This window comes from Coprococcus sp. AF19-8AC (assembly GCF_003603115.1).
Taxonomy (GTDB): Bacteria; Bacillota; Clostridia; order Lachnospirales; family Lachnospiraceae; genus Coprococcus; species Coprococcus aceti.
On the sequence record NZ_QTMI01000006.1, the window covers coordinates 95,038 to 119,241 of the forward strand.

The window sequence follows — 24,204 nt, forward strand, 5'->3', positions numbered from 1 at the left end:
ATCTCCTCCTTTATTATTTGCTATAAGGCATGCCGAACAGTGTAAGTAACTCACGAGCTTCCTCGTCAGTCTGTGCTGTTGTTACGCAAATTATATCCATACCTCTAACCTTATCTACCTTATCGTACTCGATCTCAGGGAAGATAAGCTGCTCCTTAATACCGAATGCGTAGTTACCTCTTCCATCAAATCCGTTTGGATTGATACCTCTGAAGTCACGTACACGTGGGAGTGCAAGATTTACAAGACGATCAAGGAACTCATACATCTTCTCGCCACGAAGAGTTACCTTACATCCGATAGGCATTCCCTCTCTCAGCTTGAAGTTAGCTACTGACTTCTTTGCTCTTGTTACAACTGCCTTCTGACCTGTGATTGTCTCAAGATCCTTGATAGCAGCGTCGAGAACCTTAGCGTTCTCTCTAGCTTCACCAACGCCCATATTGATAACGATCTTATCGAGCTTTGGTATCTGCATTACATTCTTATATCCAAATTTCTCAACCATGGCGCTCTTAATTTCAGCGTCATACTTTTCTTTAAGTCTACTCACCTAAGACGACCTCCTTCCAATTAATCTATCTTCTCTGTCTTGCCATCAACTTTGGCTACACGAACCTTATCCTTACCAGTTCCTTCAAAACCAACTCTAACTGGCTTGCCCTTGTAAAGATACATTACATTAGAGATGTCAAGTGGGGCTTCCATCTCGATGATTCCGCCCTGCTGGTTAGCCATGCTTGGCTTGCTATGCTTAAATACTTTGTTGATTCCTTCAACTACTACGGTACCATTCTTCTTATCTACTGAAACGACCTTTCCGCTCTTGCCCTTGTCCTTACCAGCGATAACCTGTACCATATCATCTTTCTTAATCTTCATTGTTGCCATAGTCACACCTCCTTATAATACTTCAGGTGCAAGTGATACGATCTTCATGAATTTCTTATCACGGAGCTCTCTTGCAACTGGTCCAAAGATACGTGTACCTCTTGGATTCATATCGTCTTTTATAATTACAGCAGCGTTCTCGTCAAACTTGATGTATGAACCATCCTTACGACGAGCGCCATGCTTTGTTCTAACTACAACGGCCTTAACTACATCGCCCTTCTTTACAACTCCGCCTGGTGTTGCATCCTTAACAGAGGCAACGATGATATCGCCGATATTCGCATATCTTCTAACTGATCCGCCTAACACTCTGATACAAAGTAACTCTTTTGCACCTGTGTTATCAGCAACTTTAAGTCTTGTTTCCTGCTGAACCATTTAATTTGCCTCCTTACTTTGCCTTCTCGATGATCTCAACAAGTCTCCATCTCTTATCCTTTGATAATGGTCTTGTCTCCATAACCTTTACTCTATCGCCAATCTTGCACTCGTTATTCTCGTCATGAGCCTTCAGCTTTACTGTTCTCTTTACAATCTTACCATAAAGAGGATGCTTAACATTATCTACGATAGAAACAACGATTGTCTTATCCATCTTGTCACTTGTAACTATACCAACACGTGTTTTTCTCAGATTTCTTTCCACAATAATTCCTCCTTCCAAGATAATTAAGCATTAGCCTTCTGGGCTATAACTGTCTGTATTCTTGCTATATTCTTTCTAACGTCCTTGATTCTGCTTGTGTTGTCAAGCTGATTTGTAGCATTCTGGAATCTCAGGTTGAATAATTCCTTCTTTGCAGCTACTAAATCCTTCTGGAGATCGTCAACGGACTTGCTATTTAATTCGTTCATAAAATCCTTAGTTTTCACTGCCTGCTACCTCCTCTAACTCTTCCTTTGATGCGATCTTACACTTAAGTGGAAGCTTGTGCATAGCGAGTCTGAGAGCCTCTTTAGCTACCTCCTCAGGTACGCCCTGAACCTCAAACATAACTCTGCCTGGCTTAACTACTGCTACCCAGTACTCAAGTGCTCCCTTTCCTGAACCCATTCGAGTCTCAGCCGGCTTTGCTGTAACTGGCTTGTCAGGGAAAATCTTGATAAATACCTTACCACTACGCTTCATATATCTTGTCATTGCAATTCTGGCTGCCTCGATCTGGTTTGACTTGATCCAAGCTGGCTCTAATGCTACGAGACCATACTCACCGTTTGTAATCTTATTGCCTCTAAGTGCCTTACCAGCCATTGTTCCTCTGAACTGCTTACGACGCTTTACTCTCTTTGGCATTAACATTATTTATTTCCCCCTTCCTTTACTGTCTTTGTTGGAAGTACTTCACCATGGTAGATCCATGTCTTTACGCCAACCTTACCATATGTTGTATCTGCTTCAGCAAATCCGTAATCGATATCAGCACGGAGTGTCTGAAGAGGAATTGTTCCCTCGCTGTAGAACTCTGTTCTAGCCATATCAGCACCGCCAAGACGACCTGAACATGCACACTTGATACCCTGTGCGCCTGACTTCATTGTTCTACCCATGCAAGACTTCATAGCCTTTCTGAATGCGATACGATTCTCAAGCTGTGCTGCGATGTTCTCTGCAACGAGCTGAGCGTCAGCATCCGGCTTCTTGATCTCCTTAACGTCGATAAAGAGCTTCTTATCTGTTAACTTCTGAGCGTCAGCCTTGATCTTCTCGATTCCGGCTCCACCCTTTCCGATTACTACTCCAGGCTTAGCTGTGTATAATACGATCTTTACATTCTTTGCTGATCTCTCGATCTCGATCTTTGAGATGTTTGACTTGTAAAGAGTTGTCTTTAAGTATTTTCTAAGGATCTGATCTTCTGCTAAGTTCTTAGCAAACTCGTCATTTCTCTTGTCAGCATACCAGTTTGAATCCCAATCTTTGATAATGCCGACTCTTAAACCATGAGGATTAACTTTCTGTCCCATATTTTACCTCCTATTTCTCGTCAAGCACGATTGTGATGTGGCTTGTTCTCTTCTCGATTCTATATGCTCTACCCTGTGCTCTTGGATGAACTCTCTTCATTGTAGGTCCCTTGTTAGCGTAACACTCTGCTACGTAAAGGTCCTCCTTCTTCATGCCATTGTTGTTCTCAGCGTTAGCAATAGCAGACTTCAAAAGCTTCTCTATAACGCTTGAGCCATATCTTGGGTTGTATTCTACGATAGCAAGTGCTGTCTGAACATCCTTACCTCTGATAGCATCAAGCACAAAACATGCCTTGGTTACTGATACTCTTGCGTATGAAACCTTAGCTGATGGTCTTGTATCTTTGTTCTCATTTCTGAGTCTCTTGTCATGGGATCTATGTCCTTTAGCCATTTTGAAAAGTCCTCCTTTCAAATATTCCTAATATTATCTTCTACCCTTCTTTTCGTCCTTACCATGACCTCTGTATGTTCTGGTAACTACGAACTCACCGAGCTTATGTCCTACCATATCTTCTGTTACATATACTGGTACGTGCTTTCTTCCATCATGAACGGCAAATGTGTGGCCAACGAATGATGGGAAGATTGTTGAACGTCTTGACCAGGTCTTTATAACTTCTGTCTTATTAGCAGCGTTTAAAGCATCTACCTTCTTAAGCAGATGTGCATCTGCGAATGGTCCTTTTTTTAATGAACGAGCCATATTTCTTCCTCCTTAACTATTTAACATTCTTACCGTCTCTACGTCTTACGATCAACTTATTAGACTGCTTGTTCTTCTTTCTTGTCTTGAGACCCATTGCTGGCTTGCCCCATGGAGTAGAAGGACCTGGACGACCGATAGGTGCTCTACCTTCTCCACCACCATGTGGATGGTCATTAGGGTTCATGACAGAACCACGAACTGTTGGTCTAACGCCCATATGACGCTTACGACCGGCTTTACCAATGTTAACAAGGCCATGCTCGATGTTTCCTACCTGTCCAACTGTTGCTCTACAGATAATCGGAACCATTCTCATCTCGCCTGATGGAAGTCTAAGTGTTGCATACTTTCCTTCCTTAGCCATGAGCTGTGCAGCGTTTCCTGCTGAACGAACTAACTGTCCGCCCTTACCTGGATAAAGCTCGATGTTGTGTACCTGAGTACCAACTGGAATATTCTGAAGTGGAAGACAGTTACCAACCTTGATCTCTGCCTCTGCGCCATTCATCAGCACATCGCCAACTGCAAGCTTGAAAGGAGCAAGGATGTATCTCTTTTCTCCATCTGCATAGAACAGAAGTGCAATATTTGCTGATCTGTTTGGATCATACTCGATTGCAGCTACTGTTGCTGGAATACCATCTTTGTCATTTCTCTTGAAATCTATTATTCTATACTTTCTCTTAGCACCACCACCGTGATGTCTTACTGTTATTTTACCCTGATTGTTACGACCAGCTGTCTTGCTTGTTGAAACAACGAGTGACTTCTCTGGAGTTGTCTTTGTGATCTCTGAGAAATCAAGGCCAGTCATATTTCTTCTGGAAGGTGTATATGGGTTATATGTCTTAATTCCCATTGTTGTTCTCCTTTCGGTTCAATTTATTCTCACGCTTTGATTGCGTATACAACTAATGTGATGAGCGGCTATACTGTGCAGCCACCCACGGCTATATCTTAAAGTCCCTCGAAGATCTCGATGTCCTTGCTGTCAGCTGTAAGCTGAACGATAGCCTTCTTGTACTTTGCTGTGTTACCAAGTGTCATACCACGTCTCTTGACCTTACCGTCATTGTTCATTGTGTTGACCTTTGCAACCTTTGTTCCCTCGAACATCTTCTCTACAGCTTCCTTAACCTGTGACTTGTTTGCTTCTGGATGAACAAGGAATGTATATTTCTTCTCAGCCATAGCGTTCATGCTCTTCTCTGTGATCACTGGCTTAAGTATAACGTCATAATATTTGATATCTGCCATTATGCGTACACCTCCTCAATTGCTGCAACTGCTTCCTTAGTAAGAACAAGCTTCTCATACTTGAGAATATCGTATACGCTAAGTGAATTAGCTACTGTTGTCTTAACTGTTGGAATGTTGTTTGCTGAAAGAACAACGTTATTGTTCTTATCCTTTGTTACTACAAGAGCCTTAGGAGCTGAAAGCTTTGCAAGGATCTTTGCAAATACGCTTGTCTTAGCCTCCTGAAGATCAAGCTTGTCAACTACTACCAGCTTGTTCTCAGCAACCTTTGATGAAAGTGCTGACTTCATAGCAAGCTGCTTCTCTTTCTTATTCATCTTAACTGAATAATCTCTTGGCTTTGGTGCGAATACAACTCCGCCGCCTGTCCACTGTGGAGATCTTGTTGAACCCTGTCTAGCATGACCAGTTCCCTTCTGTCTCCAAGGCTTTCTTCCACCACCAGAAACTTCTGAACGTGTCTTAGCGCTCTGTGTTCCCTGACGGTTGTTGGCTAACTGACCAACTACAGCCTTATGCATTATATGCTCATTTATTTCTACACCGAAAACTGCATCATTGAGCTCTAATGTCTCAACTTCTTTGCCTTCAATGTCATAAACCTTAACTGATGCCATTGTTGTCTCTCCTTTCCAAAGCCCTACTTACCAGACTTTACTGTATCTTTAATCATAACCAATGACTTCTTTGGTCCTGGAACAGCGCCCTTAACCAAGATTACATTGTTCTCAACATCTATTTTAACTACCTCAAGGTTCTGGATTGTAACTCTTACGCTACCCATATGTCCAGGCATCTTCTTGCCCTTGAATACTCTACCTGGAGTAGTTGCAGAACCGTTTGAACCTGCATGTCTGTGATACTTTGAACCATGTCCTGAAGGACCTGACTTAAGGCCGTGTCTCTTAAGACCGCCTGCGTATCCCTTACCCTTTGACTTAGCAGTAACATCAATCTTGTCGCCAGCAGCAAATACGTCTGCCTTGATCTCTGCGCCAAGCTCGTACTCAGCAGTGTTCTCAAGTCTGAACTCTCTATAGAAAGCCTTTGGAGTTGTTCCTGCCTTCTTAGCATGACCAACCTCTGCCTTACCAGCACCATGTGGATTTCTGATAACTTTCTTTCCTGATACGTCCTTTGTTGTTACTCTTTCCTTCTTCTCGCCGAATCCTACCTGAATTGCATCGTAACCGTCATTCTCAACTGTTTTGATCTGGGTTACAACACATGGACCAGCCTGCAATACTGTAACTGGTGTTAATACACCGTTCTCGTCGAAAATCTGTGTCATTCCGACTTTTGTAGCTAATATAGCCTTCTTCATTTCTGTTTCCTCCTAATTTAATTCACAGCGGATTGCATCTGCAATCATACTAAATTACATCCGAAAATGCATTAGGTACTGTTATTTAATTGTTTCTGCGGTTTGTTTTAAATTAGTCCGCATCTAATTGGGTTTCTTTTGAATTGCTGTCTGACTTTGATTATTTCATCTTAACATCGATGAACACGCCAGCGGACAGATCGATCTTCTGTAATGCATCAATTGTCTTCTGAGTTGGTGCTACAACATCGATAAGTCTCTTATGAGTTCTCTGCTCAAACTGCTCTCTTGAGTCCTTGTACTTATGAACTGCTCTTAAGATTGTGATCTTCTCAATCTTAGTAGGCATTGGAACTGGTCCGCTTACCTTTGCGCCAGTCTTCTTAACTGTATCAACAATCTGTGCTGCTGCCTTGTCGATAAGTTTGTGGTCATAAGCCTTAAGTGTAATTCTCATAATCTGATTTGCCATAAAAAAAGCCGCCTCCTTTTCGCACTTAATCTTAGTACAACAAGCGGTGACTGTACACTCTCCCGTGTGTGTCCTAAGTTAAAACCCAGAACCATCACGTCGTTTCTGTCCTCTTGACAGACGGTTATATTGTACAGTGACTTGTCGCCAGTTTTGTAAATTGACATTCGCTCCACGAAAAACCTGCGTCATATATGTACGCAGCAACCTCCGCTTCTCAGCTATCATGCCACAGCACGTTTGATTATATACTAGGGATTTCTTTAAATCAAGAGGTTTTTTTAAATTTTTTATGTTTTTTTGAATTATTTTTTAACGGGTATTTACAGGGTATCACTCGCCAGATTCACTCAGCTTGAATGTCCTCTTCATTTTGATCCCCTTGTTCTCCCATATCTCAAACTTCGAAAAGCTTAAGATGAACCCGTAATCTGTATGGTAACCATAATTCTCCATCGCAAACCCAGGGAATCTGCTTCGAATCGCATCGAGCAGCTCTGCCATATCATCTATCTTATATCCCCTGCCCGTCATATACTCATATGCAAATGTGTCTATCTCCTCCCTGTCATCGACCAACGTCAGCTTTGTCACGCCATTCTCATCGGTATAAACCTTCACTCCACTCACATTATTCTCCACAAATGTATCAAGATGAGTATAGCCATAATTTCTGACATCAAAATCCGGGTATCTTCTCACAACGCCTTCATACACCTGTTCCATGACAGCATCTCTTCCCTGTCCTTTATAATAGGAAGAAACCGAATATATCTCCTTTGCTATATCACCTATATCCGGTATATCAGCAGTGCATTTCCCTCCGGCAAGAACATCTATATACATATATCTCTGGGCGCTGTTCACAAGGATTTTGTCTGCGTCACATGGACCGGCAACCACAACCTCTATATCCGTGAGCCTCAGCTTGTCGAGAAGCGGTACTGTCAGACTGTCCCCCGTTGCTATATATATGCGCTCTGGCTTTGAAAGCGCAGCATCCGCCATAACCTCCACGGCCAGCGCAACCATCGCCGATGACACCTTATACTCTCCGTGCATGCAGTCCTGTATTCTGAACCTCCCTGCACTCTCCATAAAACTGTCATCGTCTTTGTCGGAATTAAACATCTTGCAGATCACAAGCTTGTCCGTTCTGATTATATCCTCATATATAACAGGCACAGCCTTTGCCTCTATGCTATCACAATCTATATACAGCGCAGCCCTCATGATATCCTCCTTAATAATATTCCACAACCATCACACACACAACAAACCACAGGTTTAATCCAATTATATCCTGCCATCCGCCTTAATCATCTCCATCAGAGTCTGTCTGAATCCAAACTCCTCACAAAGTGCTTCCGCATCCTTAAGAGCCTTCTTTCTCCTGTCCGGAGATACATTTTTCTTCACAGCTCTTATGAGCAGATTTTTAGGCGAATGTGCAATGTCTATAAATTCCATTATATCAGTCTTATATCCACACGCCTCAAGCATATGTCCGCGGATGGAATCTGTTGCCAGCGCAGCTATCCTCTCCTTGATGATTCCGTATCTTGTCAGCGCAGCCAGTTCATCAGAATGCATCTGTTTATTCAGCTCATGCTGGCAGCAAGGCACGGACAATATATACTGTGCGTTCCAGCAAATGGCATTGTACAGCGCATAGTCCGTGGCAACATCACATGCATGCAGCGTCATGACCATATCCACATCCACATCCGTCTTATACCCATTTATATCCCCAAGTTCGAATTTTAGTCCGGTATATCCAAACTGTTCCGCCAGCGCATTGCAGTCTTTTATCACCTGCTCCTTGAGATCCAGGCCGGTTATATGGACATCAAGCCCCTTAACCTCATGCAGATAATAATAAACTATAAATGTCAGATACGATTTGCCGCATCCAAAATCTACTATATTAATAGAAGGTTTGTTGTAGCTCTTCATGACATTGTCCACGATCTCCGCAAATCTGTTGATCTGCTTAAACTTGTCATACATGGAGTGCACAACCTTGCCATCCTTTGTAAATATGCCCAGATGGGTAAATACAGGGATATCCATTCCCTCTTCAAGTATGTATTTCTTTCTTCGTTTGTTCCCCTGAACAGTTATGAGTTTATTCTCCGTGTGCCTCTTATTCACAGCTACTTTGCCCTTCTTTGAGATCTTCACATCCCACTCCTCCCGGGCCGAGAACATGTTTATCTGTCTGAATCCATCCTGCAGATCTCCGGCCAGTGCTTCTTCAAGCTCGTCCTCATCTATATTCTGGTGGAACACCTGCTTCTCCGTATACCTTTCTATCTGAAAGCACCTTTTACCGCCTATGATTTTTCTCTCAAATACCACTTTTCTGTATTCACCGCGTCCGCCACTGAGGATAATCTTGTGGGGATCACTCTGTACCATCTCTTCTATTAATTCTTTTATACTTATATCTGCCATTATTCCAACTTCTCCATTACCAACAATCTGTATCGTAATTAATCTCTGTCATCAATCTATGCACACAGCAGCCTTGACGCAGTGCTTTGATACAAGTATAATCTATAGGATATATTTTTTGAAGTTATTTTTATAAGGAAGGATTACATATATGTGGATAGCAGATGGATGGAAGGATTATGAAGTTATTGACTGCTCTGACGGAGAAAAGCTTGAGCGTTGGGACAAATACACTCTACTCAGACCAGATCCCCAGGTTCTGTGGAGCACTCCAAAGAAAAATCCTGCATGGAATAAACTGAACGGACATTATCATAGAAGCAACAAAGGCGGCGGAGAATGGGAGTTTTTCAGCCTGCCTAAGCAGTGGACGATAAATTACAGGGATCTGACTTTCAATCTGAAGCCATTCAGCTTCAAGCACACTGGTCTGTTCCCTGAGCAGGCTGCCAACTGGGACTGGTTCAGCGAACTGATAAAGAACTCACCTAAAAAGGATATTAAGGTGTTGAACCTGTTCGCATACACAGGGGGCGCAACATGTGCAGCCGCCAAAGCCGGAGCTACAGTCACCCATGTTGATGCATCCAAGGGAATGGTTACCTGGGCAAAGGAAAACGCAGCATCATCAGGGCTCGCCGACGCACCGATCAGATGGATAGTTGACGACTGTGTGAAATTTGTCGAAAGAGAGATCAGACGAGGCAACAAATATGACGCGATCATCATGGATCCTCCTTCATACGGCAGAGGACCAAAGGGTGAGATATGGAAGATCGAAGAGAAGATCCATCCTTTCATCAAGCTCTGCAGCCAGCTTCTCTGTGACAAGCCGCTTTTCTTCCTTGTAAATTCATATACAACAGGTCTCGCGCCTGCGGTGCTCACATATATGATATCCACAGAGGTAAAGAGCAGATTTGGCGGACATGTTGTGGCAGATGAGATCGGACTTCCTGTCACAGAGACAGGTCTTGTTCTTCCTTGCGGTGCCGCCGGAAGATGGCAGAGATAACAACGGATCGGTCGAGGCAGATACATTTTGCAGATAAACTAAAAGCAGGAATATGAAACCCAGCAAACTTCGTTATAGGGGCTCATATTCCTGCTTTTCTCAATTTTCAGCTTCTTAATTTCAGCTTTTTTGTCACGTAATTTAGTCCTTTACACCGTCACATCCACATACTCCAGACGTATGACCTTCTCCAGATCCGCAGGGGCTATCTCTATCTGATACCCAACCTTACCCGCACTCACATACATCTTATCAAGATCTTCAGCACTTGCATCTATCGTGGTCCTGAAAAACTTCTTCATACCGATAGGTGAGCAGCCGCCATGTATATATCCGGTAAGAGGGAGGAGTTCCTTTGCCTTGAGCATATCTATCGACTTCTCTCCCACAGCCTTCGCAGCTTTCTTGAGATCAAGTTCCTCCTTGACAGGAATTACAAACACGTAATTTGCGCCAGACTTCGCAACGGTCACCAGGGTCTTATACACATACGCAGGATCCTGTCCAAGTATAGCAGCAACCTTCTCTCCATTTGTCTCGCCCGTCTCCACATAACAATAATGGTTGTACTTTATCTTCTTGCTGTCAAGTATGCGCATGACATTTGTCTTTTCCTCAGTCTTTGCGTTCTTATTCTTATCTTTCATGTTCCAAGTCATCTCCTTGTCATCAAATGCACTAAGCGCCCCAACCTTGTCTATTGAAGATTGAAGCGCTGTATGCATGTCTATTGTATTCTACGGCTTTATCTTAATCTGCCGTACACAACTTTATCTGTCTTCCATCGGCAGATACTCTCTGTGTGTTCCCACATACTTGTATGCAGGTCTGATGATCTTGCCGGCATTGACAAGCTCCTCTATTCTATGCGCTGACCATCCCGCAATACGTGCGATGGCAAATATAGGAGTAAACAGCTCGATAGGGATACCGAGCATCGTATATACAAATCCACTGTAGAAATCTACATTTGCCGATATAGGCTTGCCGCTGCGTCTTCTGGCTGCAAGCAGTCTTCCTGATATCTCCTCAACCTTCTTGTACAGCTCAAATTCCTTTGTCCTGCCCTTCTCCTGGGCAAGTCTCTCTGCATATCCCTTGAGTATCCTAGCTCTAGGATCTGAGTTGGTGTATACCGCATGACCCATTCCATATATAAGGCCTGAATGGTCAAAGCCCTTCTTGTCAAGAAGTCCTGTGAGATATTTCTCCAGTGCAGCCTCATCACCCCAGTTCTTGACATGGCTCTTGAGGTCATCAAACATCTGCTGAACCTTGAGGTTCGCACCACCATGCTTAGGTCCCTTCAGCGAGCCAAGTGAACTTGCAACTGCAGAATATGTGTCTGTTCCTGTCGACGATACTACATGAGTTGTAAATGTGGAGTTATTACCACCACCATGCTCAGCGTGTATAACCAGACATATGTCAAGCACCTGCGCCTCAAGCTCTGTATATTTCTTATCTGATCTGATAAGCCTCAGGAAATTCTCCGCAGTGGAAAGCCCCGGCTTCGGATTGTGTATTACAAGACTCATGTCGTGGAAATAGTGCTTGTAGCCCTGATAACCATATGCGGCGATCACAGGGAACTGTGCTATCAATTCCATACACTGTCTGAGAACATTCTCTATGCTTATATCATCCGGATTATCATCATATGAATAGAGTGTGAGAACACATCTCTGCAGAACGTTCATCATATTCTTGCTTGGTGCTTTGAGGATAACATCTCTTGTAAACTTTCTAGGAAGCTCCCTGTAGCACTCCATCATCTCAACAAATCTCTTAAACTGCTGCTCATTTGGAAGCTTTCCAAACAGCAGAAGATACATAGTCTCCTCAAATCCGAATTTACTTCCGTGAAAACCTCTCTCGAGATCCTCAACATTGTACCCCTGATAATACAGACGACCATCAGTCGGCACTCTCTCTCCATCTATTACATCATATCCTATGACATCAGATATCTCTGTGAGTCCCGTGAGTACACCTTTTCCTGTGGAATCTCTGAGGCCTCTCTTGACATCATAATTGACATAGAGGTTCTGGTCTATCTTGCCAGATTCTGTACAATAACCTGTAAGCTCATCCAGTATTCTGTTATATTCCTCGCTGTTTCTTTCCAAACCTCATGTCTCCTTCCTTTATCCAATCCCTGTTCATCATCCCGAAGCTTCTCCGGACCTTATCAATAAACTATATCAACTCACCACAGTTTATCAAAAAAACTCCATTTTCGCAAGAAAGACAGCAATAAATTTGATTTATTCCTGTCTTTTCGCCAAAATTATTTAATTTTAAAATATTTCTGCCTAAATTTCAATAATATATCTCTCATAGGCATTTATGATCGTCGTGTCCTCGTATTTTGATTCGCGAACAAAATCTCTTCCATAATTTATATGCACATGGCCATGGACAAAATACTTAGGTCTGTACTCCTCCATAAGCGTTCTGAAACACTTAAAACCTGTATGTGGGAGATCCTCGGAATCATTTATCCTGTATGCAGGCGAATGGGCAACAAGTATGTCAAAGCCCTTGTTCCTCATGATCTTAAACCTGAGTTTCCGTACTCTTCTGGCCATCGCACGCTCGGAATACTGATGATCCGCACCACCAAACTTGTATTCCATCGAACCGCCAAGTCCCAGAATTCTGACACCCTTATACACATAAAGCTTGTCGTCTATGCACTCGCAGCCCCCCGGCGGTGTATCCTTGTAGCACACGTCGTGATTGCCATGGACATAGAGAACGGGCGCATGACTGAATGTCGCAAGGAACGACAAATACTGTGGCGATAAATCGCCACAGGATATTATCAGGTCTATTCCCTCGACCTTACTCTTATCAAAATAATCCCACAAATACTTGGATTCTTCATCCGCCAACAACAAAATCTTCACGTATCTATTCCCCTGTACTACAGTATACCTTCTCCGTAGGAGATTTATCTTATTTCACTTCCGGAACCGACTTGAGCTCCAGACTCTCCGGTGTGTCTATACCCTGAAGTGCAACTACCGTCTTTGCCTCATCGACAAGATCGTCCTCTGTAGGGAGCATGCCCACTACATTCTCAGCAAGCCAATCCATCTTGAGTATATCTTCATGGAGCATCGCTCCGTCATCTTCATTTCTCACTATTCCGTTCTGGGATGTAAGCTTTCCGCTGAACGGTGTGATAGCGCCCTCTCTTATGAGGTTTGTCATAACCGATATGAGCTTCTGTGTTCCGGCCGGAAGGTGCTTTGAGCATATGACGTCAACTATTCCCGCTGACATACCCCACCAGTAGCTTATCGCATTGCTGGTCTCGTTCCTCTCCTCCTGCTTCCAGTTGCCCTCCAGTATGGATCTAAGGATTCTCTCATAGAATGCACCCCAGTTGTAGAAAGGCATGGCAAGGTTGACGACCTCTCCATTCTGATCATAGTGATAAAGTCCGAAGTTTCGTGACGCATCATCCGGCATGATCATGTCTCTATCGGATATATATGTTATTCCATTTCTCTCGAAGAACTTCTGTGGATCAGCGTTCTTAACCTTCGTCCACTGCAGATATATCTTTGCCCTAGGGTTGACCATCCTTGCTCCGATGGCAAATGCATTGATGTTCGCTGTTGTTCCGAATATCGGATAATCAGCTACATATCCTATCTGTCCGTCAGCACACAGGCTTCCCGCTATCATACCGGTGAGGAACTTCACCTCGTACATTCTTGCATAATAGGTACGCACATGGCTGTTCGCAAGGCTGAGGGAACAGTTAAGTATCTTTATCTCCGGGTGGAGCACTGCAGTCTTAAGAGCCTCAGGAAGCATCTCAGGCCCTGTCGTAAATATCACATCATACTTCTCATCCACAAGTCTTCCAAGGCACTCTGTCAGCTTGGCAGGTGTATCCACATTACAGAAGGTTCTGCTGTCGACAGAATCTCCGAGTTTATTCTCCATGTCCATTCTACCCAGTTCATGGCTGTATGTCCAGACCGAGTTGGCTGGCGACTTATCATACACAAATGCCACCTTCAGGTTCGAAGGGCCTGATGGCTTTATAACCCTGTCGAGTATAGACTTCTTAGGCTCCACAGGATCGAGCTTTGGAAGAACCGTCTTATCCTTCTTCTCATTTGTGAGGACTATCTCATTCCATACCTTGTCAACACTGTCCTTCACCTGGGATGTAGTCATGTTCTTAAGAGCTTCATAGCCATACACATTGAGGAATACAAGCATGGCATCGTCCACTGTTATAGTGAGCTCCTCATTGCCCTTCTTAGCAAGATAAGCCTTCTCAAATGCGAGATGTGCCGAGTTGAAATCCAGTCTCTCATCCTCTGTGAAAACCGCATCCTTAGTGATCCCTATGAACTCCCTGAGCTTATCATATCCACCGAGCTGTGAGAAATATACATAGTTGATCCCCGTCTGCTTGTGGAAATCTATAAATTCAAAATATATCTTATTCTCAAGTGAGTCTGTCCTTCTAGGTATCTTTCTTGTAACCATGGCAGGAACTGAGTCCGCACCAAAGTATTTGAGCACACTCACTCTCTTATTTCCTTCTACTACATAGAATTTGTTCATATACTCATATACCTTTATCGGGTCATGTATACCTTCCTCTATGTGGGACTCACACAATGCGGCCCATTTCATTCCAAATTCAGTATGATAATCCAATATAGGCATAAAATTACTAGCAAACGCCGTCGTCCTTGCAGCGGTAGCGGTTCCAACCACGCGGTCAAGCGATATGGTCTGGAGACCAAGATTCACCTCACCCACAGTGTCGGATGGTGATATTATCTCATCCAAAACCGGAAGATATGGATATTCATTTTTTGCTACGGCTGCCTGATATCTCTTCTCACCAAGCTTCTGAGCCCTTAAATATTCGTTTGCTGACATACTATCACTCTCCTTATTCAAGACCATATAGTAATACTATAAAATTCAATAATCAAGAATTTGTTTCCTTCCGATCCGCCAAAATTATCTGCCTTTCAACTGCATGTTTTGTGAATTATGCATAAACCGCATTGTATGTTATGCATAATTACCACTTGATTTTTTCCGTAACGTGCTGTATTATATTATTAAATTCAGAAGATTTCACATATTTTCGAACTTAATGTCGGTGTGTGTGAATACCAATATACTTAAGGAGTCTGGCTAAAACACTTCCACCAGGCTCCTTTTTATTGTAACATCTATTCTGTCCTTTTACAGTATTTCATCTCAACATTCATTGATTTCGACTGCATCATTGTTCATCTTCCCTGTATTTATCAAATGTCACCGATATATCTGTTCCCTTTCCAGGTTCACTTATCATATCCAGAACTGCATTGTTACGTGCAACTATATGCTTTACTATGGCCAGGCCGAGACCTGTACCACCTGTGGACTTGGATCTGCTCTTGTCCACCCTGTAAAACCTCTCAAATATTCTCTCCTGATGCTCCTTCGGGATTCCTATTCCCGTATCCTTCACCCTGAGTATAACCTTTCCATCCACTGTCTTTACAGATACATCCACGCTTCCACTCTTATTGTTGTATCTGATGGCATTGTCTGTGAGGTTGTACACAAGCTCCTCCATCATCATCTTGTTCGCATATATATATCCGTGACTGCCATCATAGCTGAGCGTCACACTGTTCTTCTCTGCGTTTATCGCCAGCATATCCGTGGCTGTTCTGGCTATGACCGCCAGATTGATTTTCTCCATCAGTGGCGCATCCTCGGATACATCCAGCTCTGACAGTCTGATTATATCATTGATGAGGGTGAGAAGTCTGTTGGAGTTCTTGTGGATCTCAGTTGCAAAATGATGCACATCCACCTCGGTCGCCATACCGGTCTCAATAAGCTCCGAATACCCCGATATAGATGTGAGCGGTGTCTTAAGCTCATGTGATACATTTGCCGTGAACTCCTGTCTCATCTGCGAACTCTTCACTATATCCGCATGCTGCTTCTGTATCATATCTATGAATGGGCGCATCTCCTTGTACGCAACTATGTGGGTATCGTCATCCAGACTGTTCGCCATCTGCTCTATTGGTTTCAATATGTTTCTGGTCAGATAGTGTGTCACTATGATGGTGACACAGACAAGGATCGCCATCACCACCAGCATGACCGGCACAGCCGCAAGGAACATACTGATTACATTGTTGGTCTCCCTCGCTATTCTCAGCACCCTTCCAGACTTGAGCAGTATCGCATAGTAATATGTGCTCTTATTGAGGGTTGCCGACTTTCTTATAACATGTCCATCACCATTTTCAAATGCCTCTGCTATCTCTGGTCTGTCAAGATGGTTCTGCATGGAAATCTCATCGGCCTGATTGTCATACAGAACACTGCCGTCAGGCGCTATAAGCGTCAATCTGAGGTCATTGGTATCCACGCTTGCATACACACCAGGGTCATCCGCGTCGAAATCCCCGGTATTCTTAAGCACCTCAGCATACCCCTTCAGATCCCTTATGATCTCCGCCTTGTACACCTCATAGAATATAAACGTCGACAGGACCATGGTCACCGCTATGGCCACCAGTGAAAAGATGATAAACTCCAGATTGATAACCTTTTTCAGCCTTTTATCGTCTCTCTTACCCATATGCTACTCCATCTTATACCCTACATTTCTAACCGTCTTTATCATATTACCTGCTTCGCCAAGCTTCTGTCTCAAAGTCTTGATATGCATATCAAGGGTTCTGGATTCGCCCTCGTAATCCGTTCCCCACACATCCGACATGATCGTGTCTCTGTGAAGGACTATTCCTGCATTAACCATGAGAAGCTTTAAGAGTTCAAACTCCTTGAAGGTAAGCTCACACAACTCACCACCCACATGCACCTCGCGTCTCTCTGAATCAAGGGTTATATCCCCGAGTACCATCTGCTTGTCATCCTGCAGCGCCCTGCTTCTTCTGAGCAGCGCCTTGACTCTGGATATGAGCTCCATCACGCCAAATGGCTTGGTGAGGTAATCATCCGCTCCTATATCCAAGCCCTTGACCTTGTCAAGTTCCGTAGTCTTGGCTGTCACAAGGATAATCGGAACTCTGACAGTATCAGGTCTGCTCCTGAGCTTCTTCACAATCTCAAGACCATCCATGTCAGGGAGCATGATATCCAGAAGCACCAGATCAGGAACCTTCTCCACAGTCCTTGAGAAGAACGATTTCGCATTCTCAAACTCCTCCACCGCATATCCGCTGTTTTTCAATGCAAACATCTCGATTTCTCGTATATTCTTATCGTCTTCTACAATATAAATATGTACTGCCATTTTGTCTCCTTTCCATATGCAACACCACTTTCATTTACATGCATATTGCATTATATTTTTATCATTATTTATACATGCCAGATATCACTTCAGCTTGTACATCTCTCTGTAATATGTGTACATGCTCTGGAAATCTATGTTGGAATCCTTCTTCATGTTATCCAGATATTCATGTGTATCAAAGTTATCTGATTTTAACTGAAGCATTGCCACCGCCACGTTGGAACAGTGATCTGCAACTCTCTCATAGTTGTTGATAAGATTCTCCAGTGATATTCCGAGCTCAATGGTACATTTCCCCTTCTGAAGTCTCTTGATATGCTGCTTCTTAACCGCACTGTTGAGCTCATTAATTGCTTCCTCAAGCGGCTCCACATGGGATGCCTCCTGAAGGTCTTCTTTGTCGTAAGCCTCCACAGTCATGCTGACTATGTTCTGAACTGCATCCTTGTATACACCAAGCTCTAACCTTGCCTTTTCTGAGAAGGACGCGCCCGCCTCATTCATCTTCCTGCATATATCCGCTATGGTTATGGCGTGATCCGACATTCTCTCAAGATCACCTATGACATGAAGTCCGATCGATACCTTCTGGCTATCCTCATGGGAGAGCTCCTTGCTGCTGAGCTTTACCATATAAGAACCGACCTCATCTTCATAGGTATCTATGATGCCCTCAAGATCCTCAACCTTATCCCTGACCGCTTCATCATAATTATCAACCAGTGACAGTGCCATATCAACACTGTTCTTTGAAAGCTGAGCCATGTATTTTACGACCTCTATACAGTGTCCAACAGCAAATGCTGGTTTCTCAAGGAATCTGGCATCCAAACGCTTGAGCATCTCCAGCTCTGCAGGAGTATTTTTCTCCACCTCATCCTTATCTCTGACAGTGAGCGTTGCAAGCTTCTCAAGTCCGCCTGAGAACGGAAGCAGAAGAAGTGTCGCCGCAACGTTGAACGCACTGTGTACAACAGCTATACCAGCTGCATTCGCTGAATCATTCAGGAACTGGAAGTGTACAAATGAATTGACCGTGTAGAACGCCACCATGAACACGACTGTTCCTATGATGTTGAAGTACAGATGCACAAACGCAGCTCTCTTGGCATTCTTCTTGGTTCCTATACATGATATCAGTGCCGTTACACAGGTTCCTATGTTCTGACCCATGATGATTGGGATCGCCGTCCCAAATGATACAGCCCCAGTAGCACAGAGTGCCTGAAGTATACCTACAGATGCCGAAGAGCTCTGTATGATGGCTGTTATGAGCATTCCCACAAGCATTCCAAGGAATGGATTGGAGAACATGGTGAGTATATTCGTAAATTCCGGTACATCCTTAAGCGGCTCAACCGCCCCGCTCATCATCTCCATACCGAACATGAGCACTGTAAATCCAAGAAGTATTCCACCTATATCGTGCTTCTTCTCAGACTTGGTGAACATGAGGAATATTATTCCTATTACTGCGAGTATAGGTGAAAAGGATGAGGGTTTCAACATATTAATAAATATATTGTCACTCTGTATTCCTGTAAGGCTGAGTATCCATGATGTTACTGTTGTTCCTATATTTGCACCCATAATGATACCCACTGCCTGTCTCAGCTTCATGATGCCTGAGTTTACAAGTCCAACCACCATAACTGTGGTGGCTGATGATGACTGGATCACTCCTGTCACCGCGGCGCCCAGCAGAACACCCTTTATAGGTGTGGATGTGAGCTTTTCCAGTATCTTCTCCAGCTTACCGCCAGCCGTCTTGGCAAGGCCATCTCCCATCACGTTCATTCCATACAGGAACATTGCAAGTCCGCCCAGAAGGGATAACACATTGAAAATATCCATATCTTTTGTCTCCTTATTACATTTCCAATTACTTCTGTATAAGGACTTGTATATACAATATCCCTTTTACAGCGTCTGTTTTATCAGAGTCTATTGTAAAAGGGATATGTAAAATGTGAGATATGTGTATGTAAAATCTGTGTAAATTTAAAATCTATGTAAAATCCTGCAAAATATTTGGCACAGTTTTGTGGTATCACATAGACCTTTTTTCTGTTTTCATCTGTTTATTTGCTTCCGAGAGGCTCATTTATGAGCAGATACACCGCACTTCCAAGCATTCCTACCAGGAACATGCCATAACCGCCACATATGAACATCAGCTTTGCGAATGATACATCTCCCAGCACAGGGAGCATGTGGAGCAGCAATGCTGCAGCACATCCCGCAAGTCCGCACACCACCATGCTGACTGTTATGAAAAGTTTCATATTGCCTATACCTGTTCTGTGTGACAGTTTATTTATCTTCGTACATACACACTTCATACAAATCACCTCTTTTCGTCCATGACTCAATCATCAGTCTATATGTTCTCCTGTTATCGAGAAGAGGACCCACTCTGATATATTCGTTGCGTGATCGCCAATCCTCTCAAGATACTTGGCAACCATAAGAAGGTCACAAGCCTGCTCTCCATCATCCGGATTCTCATGTATCATTGTGATGAGTTCATTCTTGACCTTGTCAAAAAGATCATCGACGACATCGTCATGCTCTATTACACTCTTTGCCTTTTTCTCATCTGCGTTGACATATGCCTCTATACTTGATACCAGCATGACGATCGTCTCTTTTGCCATCTGCTGTATGTGCTCAAGCTTCTTTATATATGGTGTGCCAGCCATGCACAGTGTGAGTTCTGATATATCTGAGGCGTGATCTCCGATCCTCTCCATATCCGTTATCATCTTGAGTGCTGCGGATATATTTCTCATATCCCCGGCAACCGGCTGCTGGGTAAGGAACAGCTTGAGGCACAGATTCTCAATCTCTCTCTCCTGATGATCGATGGCGTCATCCGCCTCGATTGCCTTCTTTGCGAGCTCTGTGTCCTGGGCCACGAGAGCCTTGATCGCTGTCTCGATCGCCTGCTCGATCATAGTTCCCATCTCTATCATCTCTGCGTGAAGCTTTCTAAGCTGCATCTCATATTTGTCTCTCATCGTGTCCCTCCTAACCAAATCTACCGGTGATGTAATCCTCTGTACGCTTGTCAGCCGGCTTGCTGAACATCTTTTCTGTCTCTGCGTACTCAACGACCTCTCCGAGAAGGAAGAACGCTGTGTTGTCCGCAACTCTGGTTGCCTGCTGCATGTTATGCGTAACCATGATAATTGTGTAATTGTCCTTCAGTTCAAGTACCAGATCCTCTATCTTGGATGTCGATATAGGATCAAGGGCAGATGTAGGCTCATCCATGAGAAGTACCTCAGGCTCCACTGCAAGTGCTCTGGCTATACAGAGTCTCTGCTGCTGACCACCCGAAAGACCCAGGGCTGATTTCTTCAGTCTGTCCTTAAGCTCATCCCATATTGCCGCCTGTCTGAGGGATCTCTCAACTATCTCATCAAGCTTTGCATGATTTCTTATGCCGTGTGTTCTAGGACCATATGCTATATTGTCATAGACACTCATCGGAAAAGGATTCGGCTGCTGGAACACCATTCCAACTCTCTTTCTCAAAAGGTTAATATCCATTCCGCTGTATATATCCTCTCCATCAAGCCTCACATCACCTGTTATCTTGCATCCCTCTACCAAATCATTCATTCTGTTGAGCGACTTAAGGAATGTTGACTTACCACAACCTGATGGTCCGATAAACGCTGTAACCTCATTTGCCGGAATGTCCATATCAATACCCTTAAGGGCATGGAACTTTCCATAATAGAGGTTCAGATCTTTAACGCTGAACTTAACGTTATTATTCATCTATTTTTCTCCATTCTTTTTGAACACCAGCCATGCAAAATTTGCCTTCGGCAAATGGCTGGCGCTACATGCCAAGTTTTCATATAAAACTTGACACATCACTTAATTTGCTTTATCTGCTGCAACCCTGCCTGCAATCTTGTCGGACGCATAGTTGATAAGCACTACAAGTACAAGAAGTACAACCGCTGTCGCATAACCCTGATCCGTGTGAAGTCCTTCTTTTGACAGAAGGTACATATGAACCGCCAGAGTTCTTGTTGAATCGGTAAGCTTTGTCGCCATCTTTGCAACCGATCCTGCTGTGTATATGAGTGCTGCCGTTTCGCCCACGATACGTCCTGTCGCAAGTATGATTCCTGACAGTATTCCAGGAACGGCACTTGGAAGCACTACTTTGAATACTGTTCTGAGCTTTCCGGCTCCCAGTCCAAAACTTCCTTCTCTATAAGACTTAGGCACTGCCATAAGTGCCTCCTCTGTGGTTCTCATTATGACCGGAAGAACCATTATCGCCAGGGTTAACGCACCTGATATGAGTGATAATCTAAGTCCACACGCATTTGTGAAAAACAGCATTCCAAAAAGTCCGTATACTATCGAAGGTATTCCTGTAAGTGTCTCCGCTGTGATCCTCACAACCCCAACCAGCTTGTTGCCAGTCTTTGCATACTCCACAAGATATATCGCTGCAAATATTCCTATCGGACCTGCTATCAAGAGGGACAGCAGCGTCATGTAAACCGTATTTATAAGTGCCGGCACCAGCGAACAGTTGTCCGATGTATATTCCCAGCTGAATATGTCTGCATTAAGATTTGGAATTCCTTTTACAAGTACATACACCAGCAGAAATCCTATGGAGAGCACAGTTATGAGCGTTGCCAGATGTACAAGGATAAACATTATGAATGATCCCGGTTTCTTTCTGTACTCAGCCCATTTCTCAGACCATGTGCTCTTGTTTACAGCCTCTATGCTGTCAACATCAACTATGGATGAGGGATCGTCCTCAGGTGCCGTCTTTTTCGTGCTGATTATTGTATTTTTTGTTCTGTCATCGCCACATGCGACAACGGTATTTATTCCTTCTACTCTCTCTGCCATCTATGCCACCGTCTTTCTCTTTATGATGGAGAACAGGAGGTTGATAATGAGTATGAATACGAACAGTACCACGCCCGTTGCTATCAAAGCCTGTCTGTGCAGATCCGTCGCATATCCCATCTCCATTACTATATTTGTGGTGAGTGTTCTGACGCCTCTCAGTATTCCGTCAGGCATATGAACCTGGTTTCCTGCTACCATGATAACCGCCATGGTCTCTCCAACTGCACGGCCAACACCAAGGATAATCGCTGCCATAACTCCTGACTTTGCCGCAGGAACAACAGTCTTGAACACGCTTCGCTCATGTGTTGCTCCAAGTGCCAAAGCTCCCTGATAATATTTGTCAGGTACCGCTCTTATTGAGGTCTCTGATACACTGATGATAGTTGGAAGTATCATCATTCCAAGAAGTACTGATGCCGTGAGCATCGTATTTCCATTTACTCCAAATATGCTTCTCACCATCGGTACAAGCACACACATTCCAAAGAATCCATATACTACCGAAGGTATTCCGGCCATCAGATTGATAAATGGCTTTATAACTTTATATAATCTGTCGGGACAAAACTTTGCCAGATATATCGCTGTCAGAAGTCCTATCGGAACTCCAATTATCAGTGCTCCGGCTGTTACATATATACTTCCTAATATGAAAGGAAGAATGCCGTAGTATCCATTTGTAGGCTTCCAGACCTCACCAAGGGTGAAATCCCCGAAGCCTATCTCTTTAATGGCCGGTATTCCATTCACAAACAGGAACACACATATGAGTGCTACTGCTGCAATGGATACCAGTGCCGCTATCAGGAATACTACATGCATAATTGTTTCTTTAAGTTTATGCATAAGCTGATTACTTTACGTCCTCCCACTTTGCTGCTGAACCTGTGAATATGTCCTTGACCTGATCTACTGTGTAGTCCTCAGCAGGGTTGTTGTTATTTACTATAACTGCAATTCCGTCCATTGCTATTACTGTTGCCTTGAGACCAAGTGCTGTCTCTGTATCCTTGAGTTCACGTGATGCCATACCTATGTCGCATGTTCCATCTGATGTTGATGTGATACCTGTTGTTGAATCGCTCTCCTGAAGCTCGATGTCAGCGTTTGTGTTGATTGCCTTGTATGCCTCGATAAGTTTTTCCATAACAGGTGTTACTGAAGATGATCCTGCAACAACAATCTTGCCCTTTGGATTTGTTGAAGTAAATGCTCCGCTGTTTGCAACCTCGATGTACTTATTTGCTGAGATGATCTTCTGTCCATCCTCGCTCATGATGTAGTTGATGAAATCCTGTGCAACATCGCTGATGCCATCCTTTGTAACGATATTGAAAGGTCTTGAGAGGGTGTATGAACCGTTGTTGATGTTGTCCTCACTTGCCTCAACTCCACCGATCTTGAGTGCCTTTACTGTATCGTTGAGTGCTCCGAGAGATATGTAACCGATTGCATAATCATCTCCTGCTACTGTTGTGAGTACGACCTCTGTGCTGTTGCATGTGATGGCATTTGTTGTTGTGTTGTCGACCTTATTGCCATCTGCATCCTTCTCCTCAACTCCTGTGAGCTCTACGAATGCTCCTCTTGTTCCTGAGCCTTCCTCTCTTGATACTACTGATATATCCTGTGCTGCATCGAATCCGCCATCTGCGCTCTTTGATGAATTATTTCCACAGCCTGCAAGACTTCCTACCATAAGTGCTGCTCCAAGTGTTACTGCCAATACTTTCTTTAATTTAACCATTTTCTTCTTCTCCTTACTTTGTCCATATTCTTTCTTGGAACATCAGCCATGCAAAATCGCTTTATGGTATGGCTGATGCTGCATAACAATTTTCTCCGAAAATTGTTACATGTATTCTGGAACATCAGCCATGCA

At 43.7% G+C, this 24,204-nt stretch carries 30 protein-coding genes; 1 reads left to right on the plus strand and 29 read right to left on the minus strand.

All coding sequences use genetic code 11. The features are described 5' to 3' along the window. Positions 1–13: 13 nt before the first annotated feature. From rplE to DWX57_RS13225, 16 genes are all read right to left on the minus strand, one after another. The gene (gene rplE, locus DWX57_RS13150) at positions 14–553 is read right to left on the minus strand and encodes a 50S ribosomal protein L5 (RefSeq protein WP_004850134.1); all 540 of its coding nucleotides are present in this window, start codon (positions 551–553) and stop codon (positions 14–16) included. A 20-nt stretch (positions 554–573) separates the two neighbouring features. Next, on the minus strand, positions 574–891 hold the full coding sequence (rplX, locus tag DWX57_RS13155; protein WP_004850132.1) for a 50S ribosomal protein L24: 318 nt from the start codon (positions 889–891) through the stop codon (positions 574–576). Between the two features lie 12 nt (positions 892–903). Then, entirely contained in the window at positions 904–1,272 is a 369-nt protein-coding gene (rplN, locus tag DWX57_RS13160; protein ID WP_022216648.1) for a 50S ribosomal protein L14, read from the minus strand. 13 nt (positions 1,273–1,285) lie between these two features. Next, a complete protein-coding gene (rpsQ, locus tag DWX57_RS13165) occupies positions 1,286–1,540 on the minus strand; it encodes a 30S ribosomal protein S17 (RefSeq protein WP_022058713.1) in 255 nt (84 codons plus the stop codon). A gap of 23 nt (positions 1,541–1,563) precedes the next feature. Then, positions 1,564–1,767, minus strand: coding sequence for a 50S ribosomal protein L29 (gene rpmC, locus DWX57_RS13170; RefSeq protein WP_004850126.1), 204 nt, complete (start codon positions 1,765–1,767; stop codon positions 1,564–1,566). After that, entirely contained in the window at positions 1,757–2,194 is a 438-nt protein-coding gene (gene rplP, locus DWX57_RS13175) for a 50S ribosomal protein L16 (protein ID WP_022216647.1), read from the minus strand. The genes rpmC and rplP overlap by 11 nt, the downstream gene beginning before the upstream one ends. After that, positions 2,194–2,859: a 30S ribosomal protein S3 gene (gene rpsC, locus DWX57_RS13180; protein ID WP_022216646.1), complete on the minus strand. Its 666-nt coding sequence runs from the start codon at positions 2,857–2,859 to the stop codon at positions 2,194–2,196. Before rpsC ends, rplP begins: the two co-directional genes overlap by 1 nt. 10 nt (positions 2,860–2,869) lie before the next feature. After that, positions 2,870–3,256 (minus strand): 50S ribosomal protein L22, encoded by a 387-nt coding sequence (gene rplV, locus DWX57_RS13185; protein ID WP_004850120.1) that lies wholly within the window; start codon positions 3,254–3,256, stop codon positions 2,870–2,872. A gap of 33 nt (positions 3,257–3,289) precedes the next feature. Further along, positions 3,290–3,568: a 30S ribosomal protein S19 gene (gene rpsS, locus DWX57_RS13190; RefSeq protein ID WP_022216645.1), complete on the minus strand. Its 279-nt coding sequence runs from the start codon at positions 3,566–3,568 to the stop codon at positions 3,290–3,292. Between the two features lie 16 nt (positions 3,569–3,584). Further along, positions 3,585–4,430, minus strand: coding sequence for a 50S ribosomal protein L2 (gene rplB / locus DWX57_RS13195; RefSeq protein ID WP_022216644.1), 846 nt, complete (start codon positions 4,428–4,430; stop codon positions 3,585–3,587). Between the two features lie 98 nt (positions 4,431–4,528). Continuing rightward, positions 4,529–4,828, minus strand: a complete 300-nt coding sequence (gene rplW / locus DWX57_RS13200; protein WP_004850114.1) for a 50S ribosomal protein L23 — start codon at positions 4,826–4,828, stop codon at positions 4,529–4,531. Continuing rightward, positions 4,828–5,448, minus strand: a complete 621-nt coding sequence (gene rplD / locus DWX57_RS13205; protein WP_015533790.1) for a 50S ribosomal protein L4 — start codon at positions 5,446–5,448, stop codon at positions 4,828–4,830. The genes rplW and rplD overlap by 1 nt, the downstream gene beginning before the upstream one ends. A 23-nt stretch (positions 5,449–5,471) precedes the next feature. Continuing rightward, complete coding sequence (gene rplC / locus DWX57_RS13210) at positions 5,472–6,155, minus strand: 50S ribosomal protein L3 (RefSeq protein ID WP_015533789.1); 684 nt, start codon at positions 6,153–6,155, stop codon at positions 5,472–5,474. 160 nt (positions 6,156–6,315) lie between these two features. Beyond that, positions 6,316–6,627, minus strand: coding sequence for a 30S ribosomal protein S10 (gene rpsJ / locus DWX57_RS13215; RefSeq protein ID WP_004850108.1), 312 nt, complete (start codon positions 6,625–6,627; stop codon positions 6,316–6,318). A gap of 333 nt (positions 6,628–6,960) precedes the next feature. Continuing rightward, entirely contained in the window at positions 6,961–7,860 is a 900-nt protein-coding gene (locus tag DWX57_RS13220) for an OST-HTH/LOTUS domain-containing protein (RefSeq protein WP_117550704.1), read from the minus strand. 63 nt (positions 7,861–7,923) lie between these two features. Next, positions 7,924–9,084, minus strand: coding sequence for a class I SAM-dependent methyltransferase (locus tag DWX57_RS13225; protein WP_120124653.1), 1,161 nt, complete (start codon positions 9,082–9,084; stop codon positions 7,924–7,926). A gap of 151 nt (positions 9,085–9,235) precedes the next feature. Between DWX57_RS13225 and DWX57_RS13230 the strand changes: the two genes are divergently transcribed. Beyond that, complete coding sequence (locus tag DWX57_RS13230; RefSeq protein ID WP_118758085.1) at positions 9,236–10,099, plus strand: class I SAM-dependent methyltransferase; 864 nt, start codon at positions 9,236–9,238, stop codon at positions 10,097–10,099. A gap of 149 nt (positions 10,100–10,248) precedes the next feature. Here DWX57_RS13230 and ybaK read toward each other — a convergent pair whose 3' ends face one another. From ybaK to DWX57_RS13295, 13 genes are all read right to left on the minus strand, one after another. Beyond that, positions 10,249–10,746 carry a Cys-tRNA(Pro) deacylase gene (gene ybaK / locus DWX57_RS13235; RefSeq protein WP_055146749.1) on the minus strand — a complete coding sequence of 166 codons (498 nt, stop codon included), beginning with the start codon at positions 10,744–10,746 and terminating at the stop codon, positions 10,249–10,251. A 123-nt stretch (positions 10,747–10,869) separates the two neighbouring features. Next, positions 10,870–12,228: a citrate/2-methylcitrate synthase gene (locus tag DWX57_RS13240; RefSeq protein WP_117550712.1), complete on the minus strand. Its 1,359-nt coding sequence runs from the start codon at positions 12,226–12,228 to the stop codon at positions 10,870–10,872. A 186-nt stretch (positions 12,229–12,414) separates the two neighbouring features. Beyond that, on the minus strand, positions 12,415–13,011 hold the full coding sequence (locus DWX57_RS13245) for a metallophosphoesterase family protein (protein WP_055223143.1): 597 nt from the start codon (positions 13,009–13,011) through the stop codon (positions 12,415–12,417). A gap of 49 nt (positions 13,012–13,060) precedes the next feature. Further along, the gene (locus DWX57_RS13250) at positions 13,061–15,019 is read right to left on the minus strand and encodes a BMP family ABC transporter substrate-binding protein (RefSeq protein ID WP_118017301.1); all 1,959 of its coding nucleotides are present in this window, start codon (positions 15,017–15,019) and stop codon (positions 13,061–13,063) included. Positions 15,020–15,374: 355 nt separating this feature from the next. Beyond that, positions 15,375–16,739 carry a sensor histidine kinase gene (locus DWX57_RS13255; RefSeq protein ID WP_118649703.1) on the minus strand — a complete coding sequence of 455 codons (1,365 nt, stop codon included), beginning with the start codon at positions 16,737–16,739 and terminating at the stop codon, positions 15,375–15,377. Between the two features lie 3 nt (positions 16,740–16,742). Next, positions 16,743–17,417, minus strand: a complete 675-nt coding sequence (locus DWX57_RS13260; protein ID WP_118649704.1) for a response regulator transcription factor — start codon at positions 17,415–17,417, stop codon at positions 16,743–16,745. 84 nt (positions 17,418–17,501) lie between these two features. Further along, entirely contained in the window at positions 17,502–19,274 is a 1,773-nt protein-coding gene (locus tag DWX57_RS13265; RefSeq protein ID WP_120124656.1) for a Na/Pi cotransporter family protein, read from the minus strand. A 227-nt stretch (positions 19,275–19,501) separates the two neighbouring features. Further along, positions 19,502–19,762: a hypothetical protein gene (locus DWX57_RS13270; protein ID WP_117550717.1), complete on the minus strand. Its 261-nt coding sequence runs from the start codon at positions 19,760–19,762 to the stop codon at positions 19,502–19,504. A 33-nt stretch (positions 19,763–19,795) separates the two neighbouring features. Then, on the minus strand, positions 19,796–20,440 hold the full coding sequence (phoU, locus tag DWX57_RS13275) for a phosphate signaling complex protein PhoU (protein ID WP_120124658.1): 645 nt from the start codon (positions 20,438–20,440) through the stop codon (positions 19,796–19,798). A gap of 10 nt (positions 20,441–20,450) precedes the next feature. Then, positions 20,451–21,209 (minus strand): phosphate ABC transporter ATP-binding protein PstB, encoded by a 759-nt coding sequence (gene pstB / locus DWX57_RS13280; RefSeq protein WP_120124661.1) that lies wholly within the window; start codon positions 21,207–21,209, stop codon positions 20,451–20,453. A 102-nt stretch (positions 21,210–21,311) separates the two neighbouring features. Beyond that, positions 21,312–22,316 (minus strand): phosphate ABC transporter permease PstA, encoded by a 1,005-nt coding sequence (gene pstA / locus DWX57_RS13285; RefSeq protein ID WP_243106240.1) that lies wholly within the window; start codon positions 22,314–22,316, stop codon positions 21,312–21,314. Continuing rightward, complete coding sequence (gene pstC, locus DWX57_RS13290; RefSeq protein ID WP_015533776.1) at positions 22,317–23,168, minus strand: phosphate ABC transporter permease subunit PstC; 852 nt, start codon at positions 23,166–23,168, stop codon at positions 22,317–22,319. It abuts the gene before it with no gap. Between the two features lie 7 nt (positions 23,169–23,175). Then, positions 23,176–24,069, minus strand: a complete 894-nt coding sequence (locus DWX57_RS13295; protein WP_118017291.1) for a substrate-binding domain-containing protein — start codon at positions 24,067–24,069, stop codon at positions 23,176–23,178. Between the last annotated feature and the right edge of the window lie 135 nt (positions 24,070–24,204).

Excerpts from the sequence above, each read along its gene's own strand:
- rplX (WP_004850132.1), bottom strand. The coding sequence starts at position 891 with ATGGCAACAATGAAGATTAAGAAAGATGATATGGTACAGGTTATCGCT.
- rplN (WP_022216648.1), bottom strand. The coding sequence starts at position 1,272 with ATGGTTCAGCAGGAAACAAGACTTAAAGTTGCTGATAACACAGGTGCA.
- rplP (WP_022216647.1), bottom strand. The coding sequence starts at position 2,194 with ATGTTAATGCCAAAGAGAGTAAAGCGTCGTAAGCAGTTCAGAGGAACA.
- rpsC (WP_022216646.1), bottom strand. The coding sequence starts at position 2,859 with ATGGGACAGAAAGTTAATCCTCATGGTTTAAGAGTCGGCATTATCAAA.
- rplV (WP_004850120.1), bottom strand. The coding sequence starts at position 3,256 with ATGGCTAAAGGACATAGATCCCATGACAAGAGACTCAGAAATGAGAAC.
- rpsS (WP_022216645.1), bottom strand. The coding sequence starts at position 3,568 with ATGGCTCGTTCATTAAAAAAAGGACCATTCGCAGATGCACATCTGCTT.
- rplB (WP_022216644.1), bottom strand. The coding sequence starts at position 4,430 with ATGGGAATTAAGACATATAACCCATATACACCTTCCAGAAGAAATATG.
- rplW (WP_004850114.1), bottom strand. The coding sequence starts at position 4,828 with ATGGCAGATATCAAATATTATGACGTTATACTTAAGCCAGTGATCACA.
- rplD (WP_015533790.1), bottom strand. The coding sequence starts at position 5,448 with ATGGCATCAGTTAAGGTTTATGACATTGAAGGCAAAGAAGTTGAGACA.
- rplC (WP_015533789.1), bottom strand. The coding sequence starts at position 6,155 with ATGAAGAAGGCTATATTAGCTACAAAAGTCGGAATGACACAGATTTTC.
- rpsJ (WP_004850108.1), bottom strand. The coding sequence starts at position 6,627 with ATGGCAAATCAGATTATGAGAATTACACTTAAGGCTTATGACCACAAA.
- DWX57_RS13220 (WP_117550704.1), bottom strand. The coding sequence starts at position 7,860 with ATGAGGGCTGCGCTGTATATAGATTGTGATAGCATAGAGGCAAAGGCT.
- DWX57_RS13225 (WP_120124653.1), bottom strand. The coding sequence starts at position 9,084 with ATGGCAGATATAAGTATAAAAGAATTAATAGAAGAGATGGTACAGAGT.
- DWX57_RS13230 (WP_118758085.1), top strand. The coding sequence starts at position 9,236 with ATGTGGATAGCAGATGGATGGAAGGATTATGAAGTTATTGACTGCTCT.
- ybaK (WP_055146749.1), bottom strand. The coding sequence starts at position 10,746 with ATGAAAGATAAGAATAAGAACGCAAAGACTGAGGAAAAGACAAATGTC.
- DWX57_RS13250 (WP_118017301.1), bottom strand. The coding sequence starts at position 15,019 with ATGTCAGCAAACGAATATTTAAGGGCTCAGAAGCTTGGTGAGAAGAGA.
- DWX57_RS13255 (WP_118649703.1), bottom strand. The coding sequence starts at position 16,739 with ATGGGTAAGAGAGACGATAAAAGGCTGAAAAAGGTTATCAATCTGGAG.
- DWX57_RS13260 (WP_118649704.1), bottom strand. The coding sequence starts at position 17,417 with ATGGCAGTACATATTTATATTGTAGAAGACGATAAGAATATACGAGAA.
- DWX57_RS13265 (WP_120124656.1), bottom strand. The coding sequence starts at position 19,274 with ATGGATATTTTCAATGTGTTATCCCTTCTGGGCGGACTTGCAATGTTC.
- DWX57_RS13270 (WP_117550717.1), bottom strand. The coding sequence starts at position 19,762 with ATGAAGTGTGTATGTACGAAGATAAATAAACTGTCACACAGAACAGGT.
- phoU (WP_120124658.1), bottom strand. The coding sequence starts at position 20,440 with ATGAGAGACAAATATGAGATGCAGCTTAGAAAGCTTCACGCAGAGATG.
- pstB (WP_120124661.1), bottom strand. The coding sequence starts at position 21,209 with ATGAATAATAACGTTAAGTTCAGCGTTAAAGATCTGAACCTCTATTAT.
- pstA (WP_243106240.1), bottom strand. The coding sequence starts at position 22,316 with ATGGCAGAGAGAGTAGAAGGAATAAATACCGTTGTCGCATGTGGCGAT.
- pstC (WP_015533776.1), bottom strand. The coding sequence starts at position 23,168 with ATGCATAAACTTAAAGAAACAATTATGCATGTAGTATTCCTGATAGCG.
- DWX57_RS13295 (WP_118017291.1), bottom strand. The coding sequence starts at position 24,069 with ATGGTTAAATTAAAGAAAGTATTGGCAGTAACACTTGGAGCAGCACTT.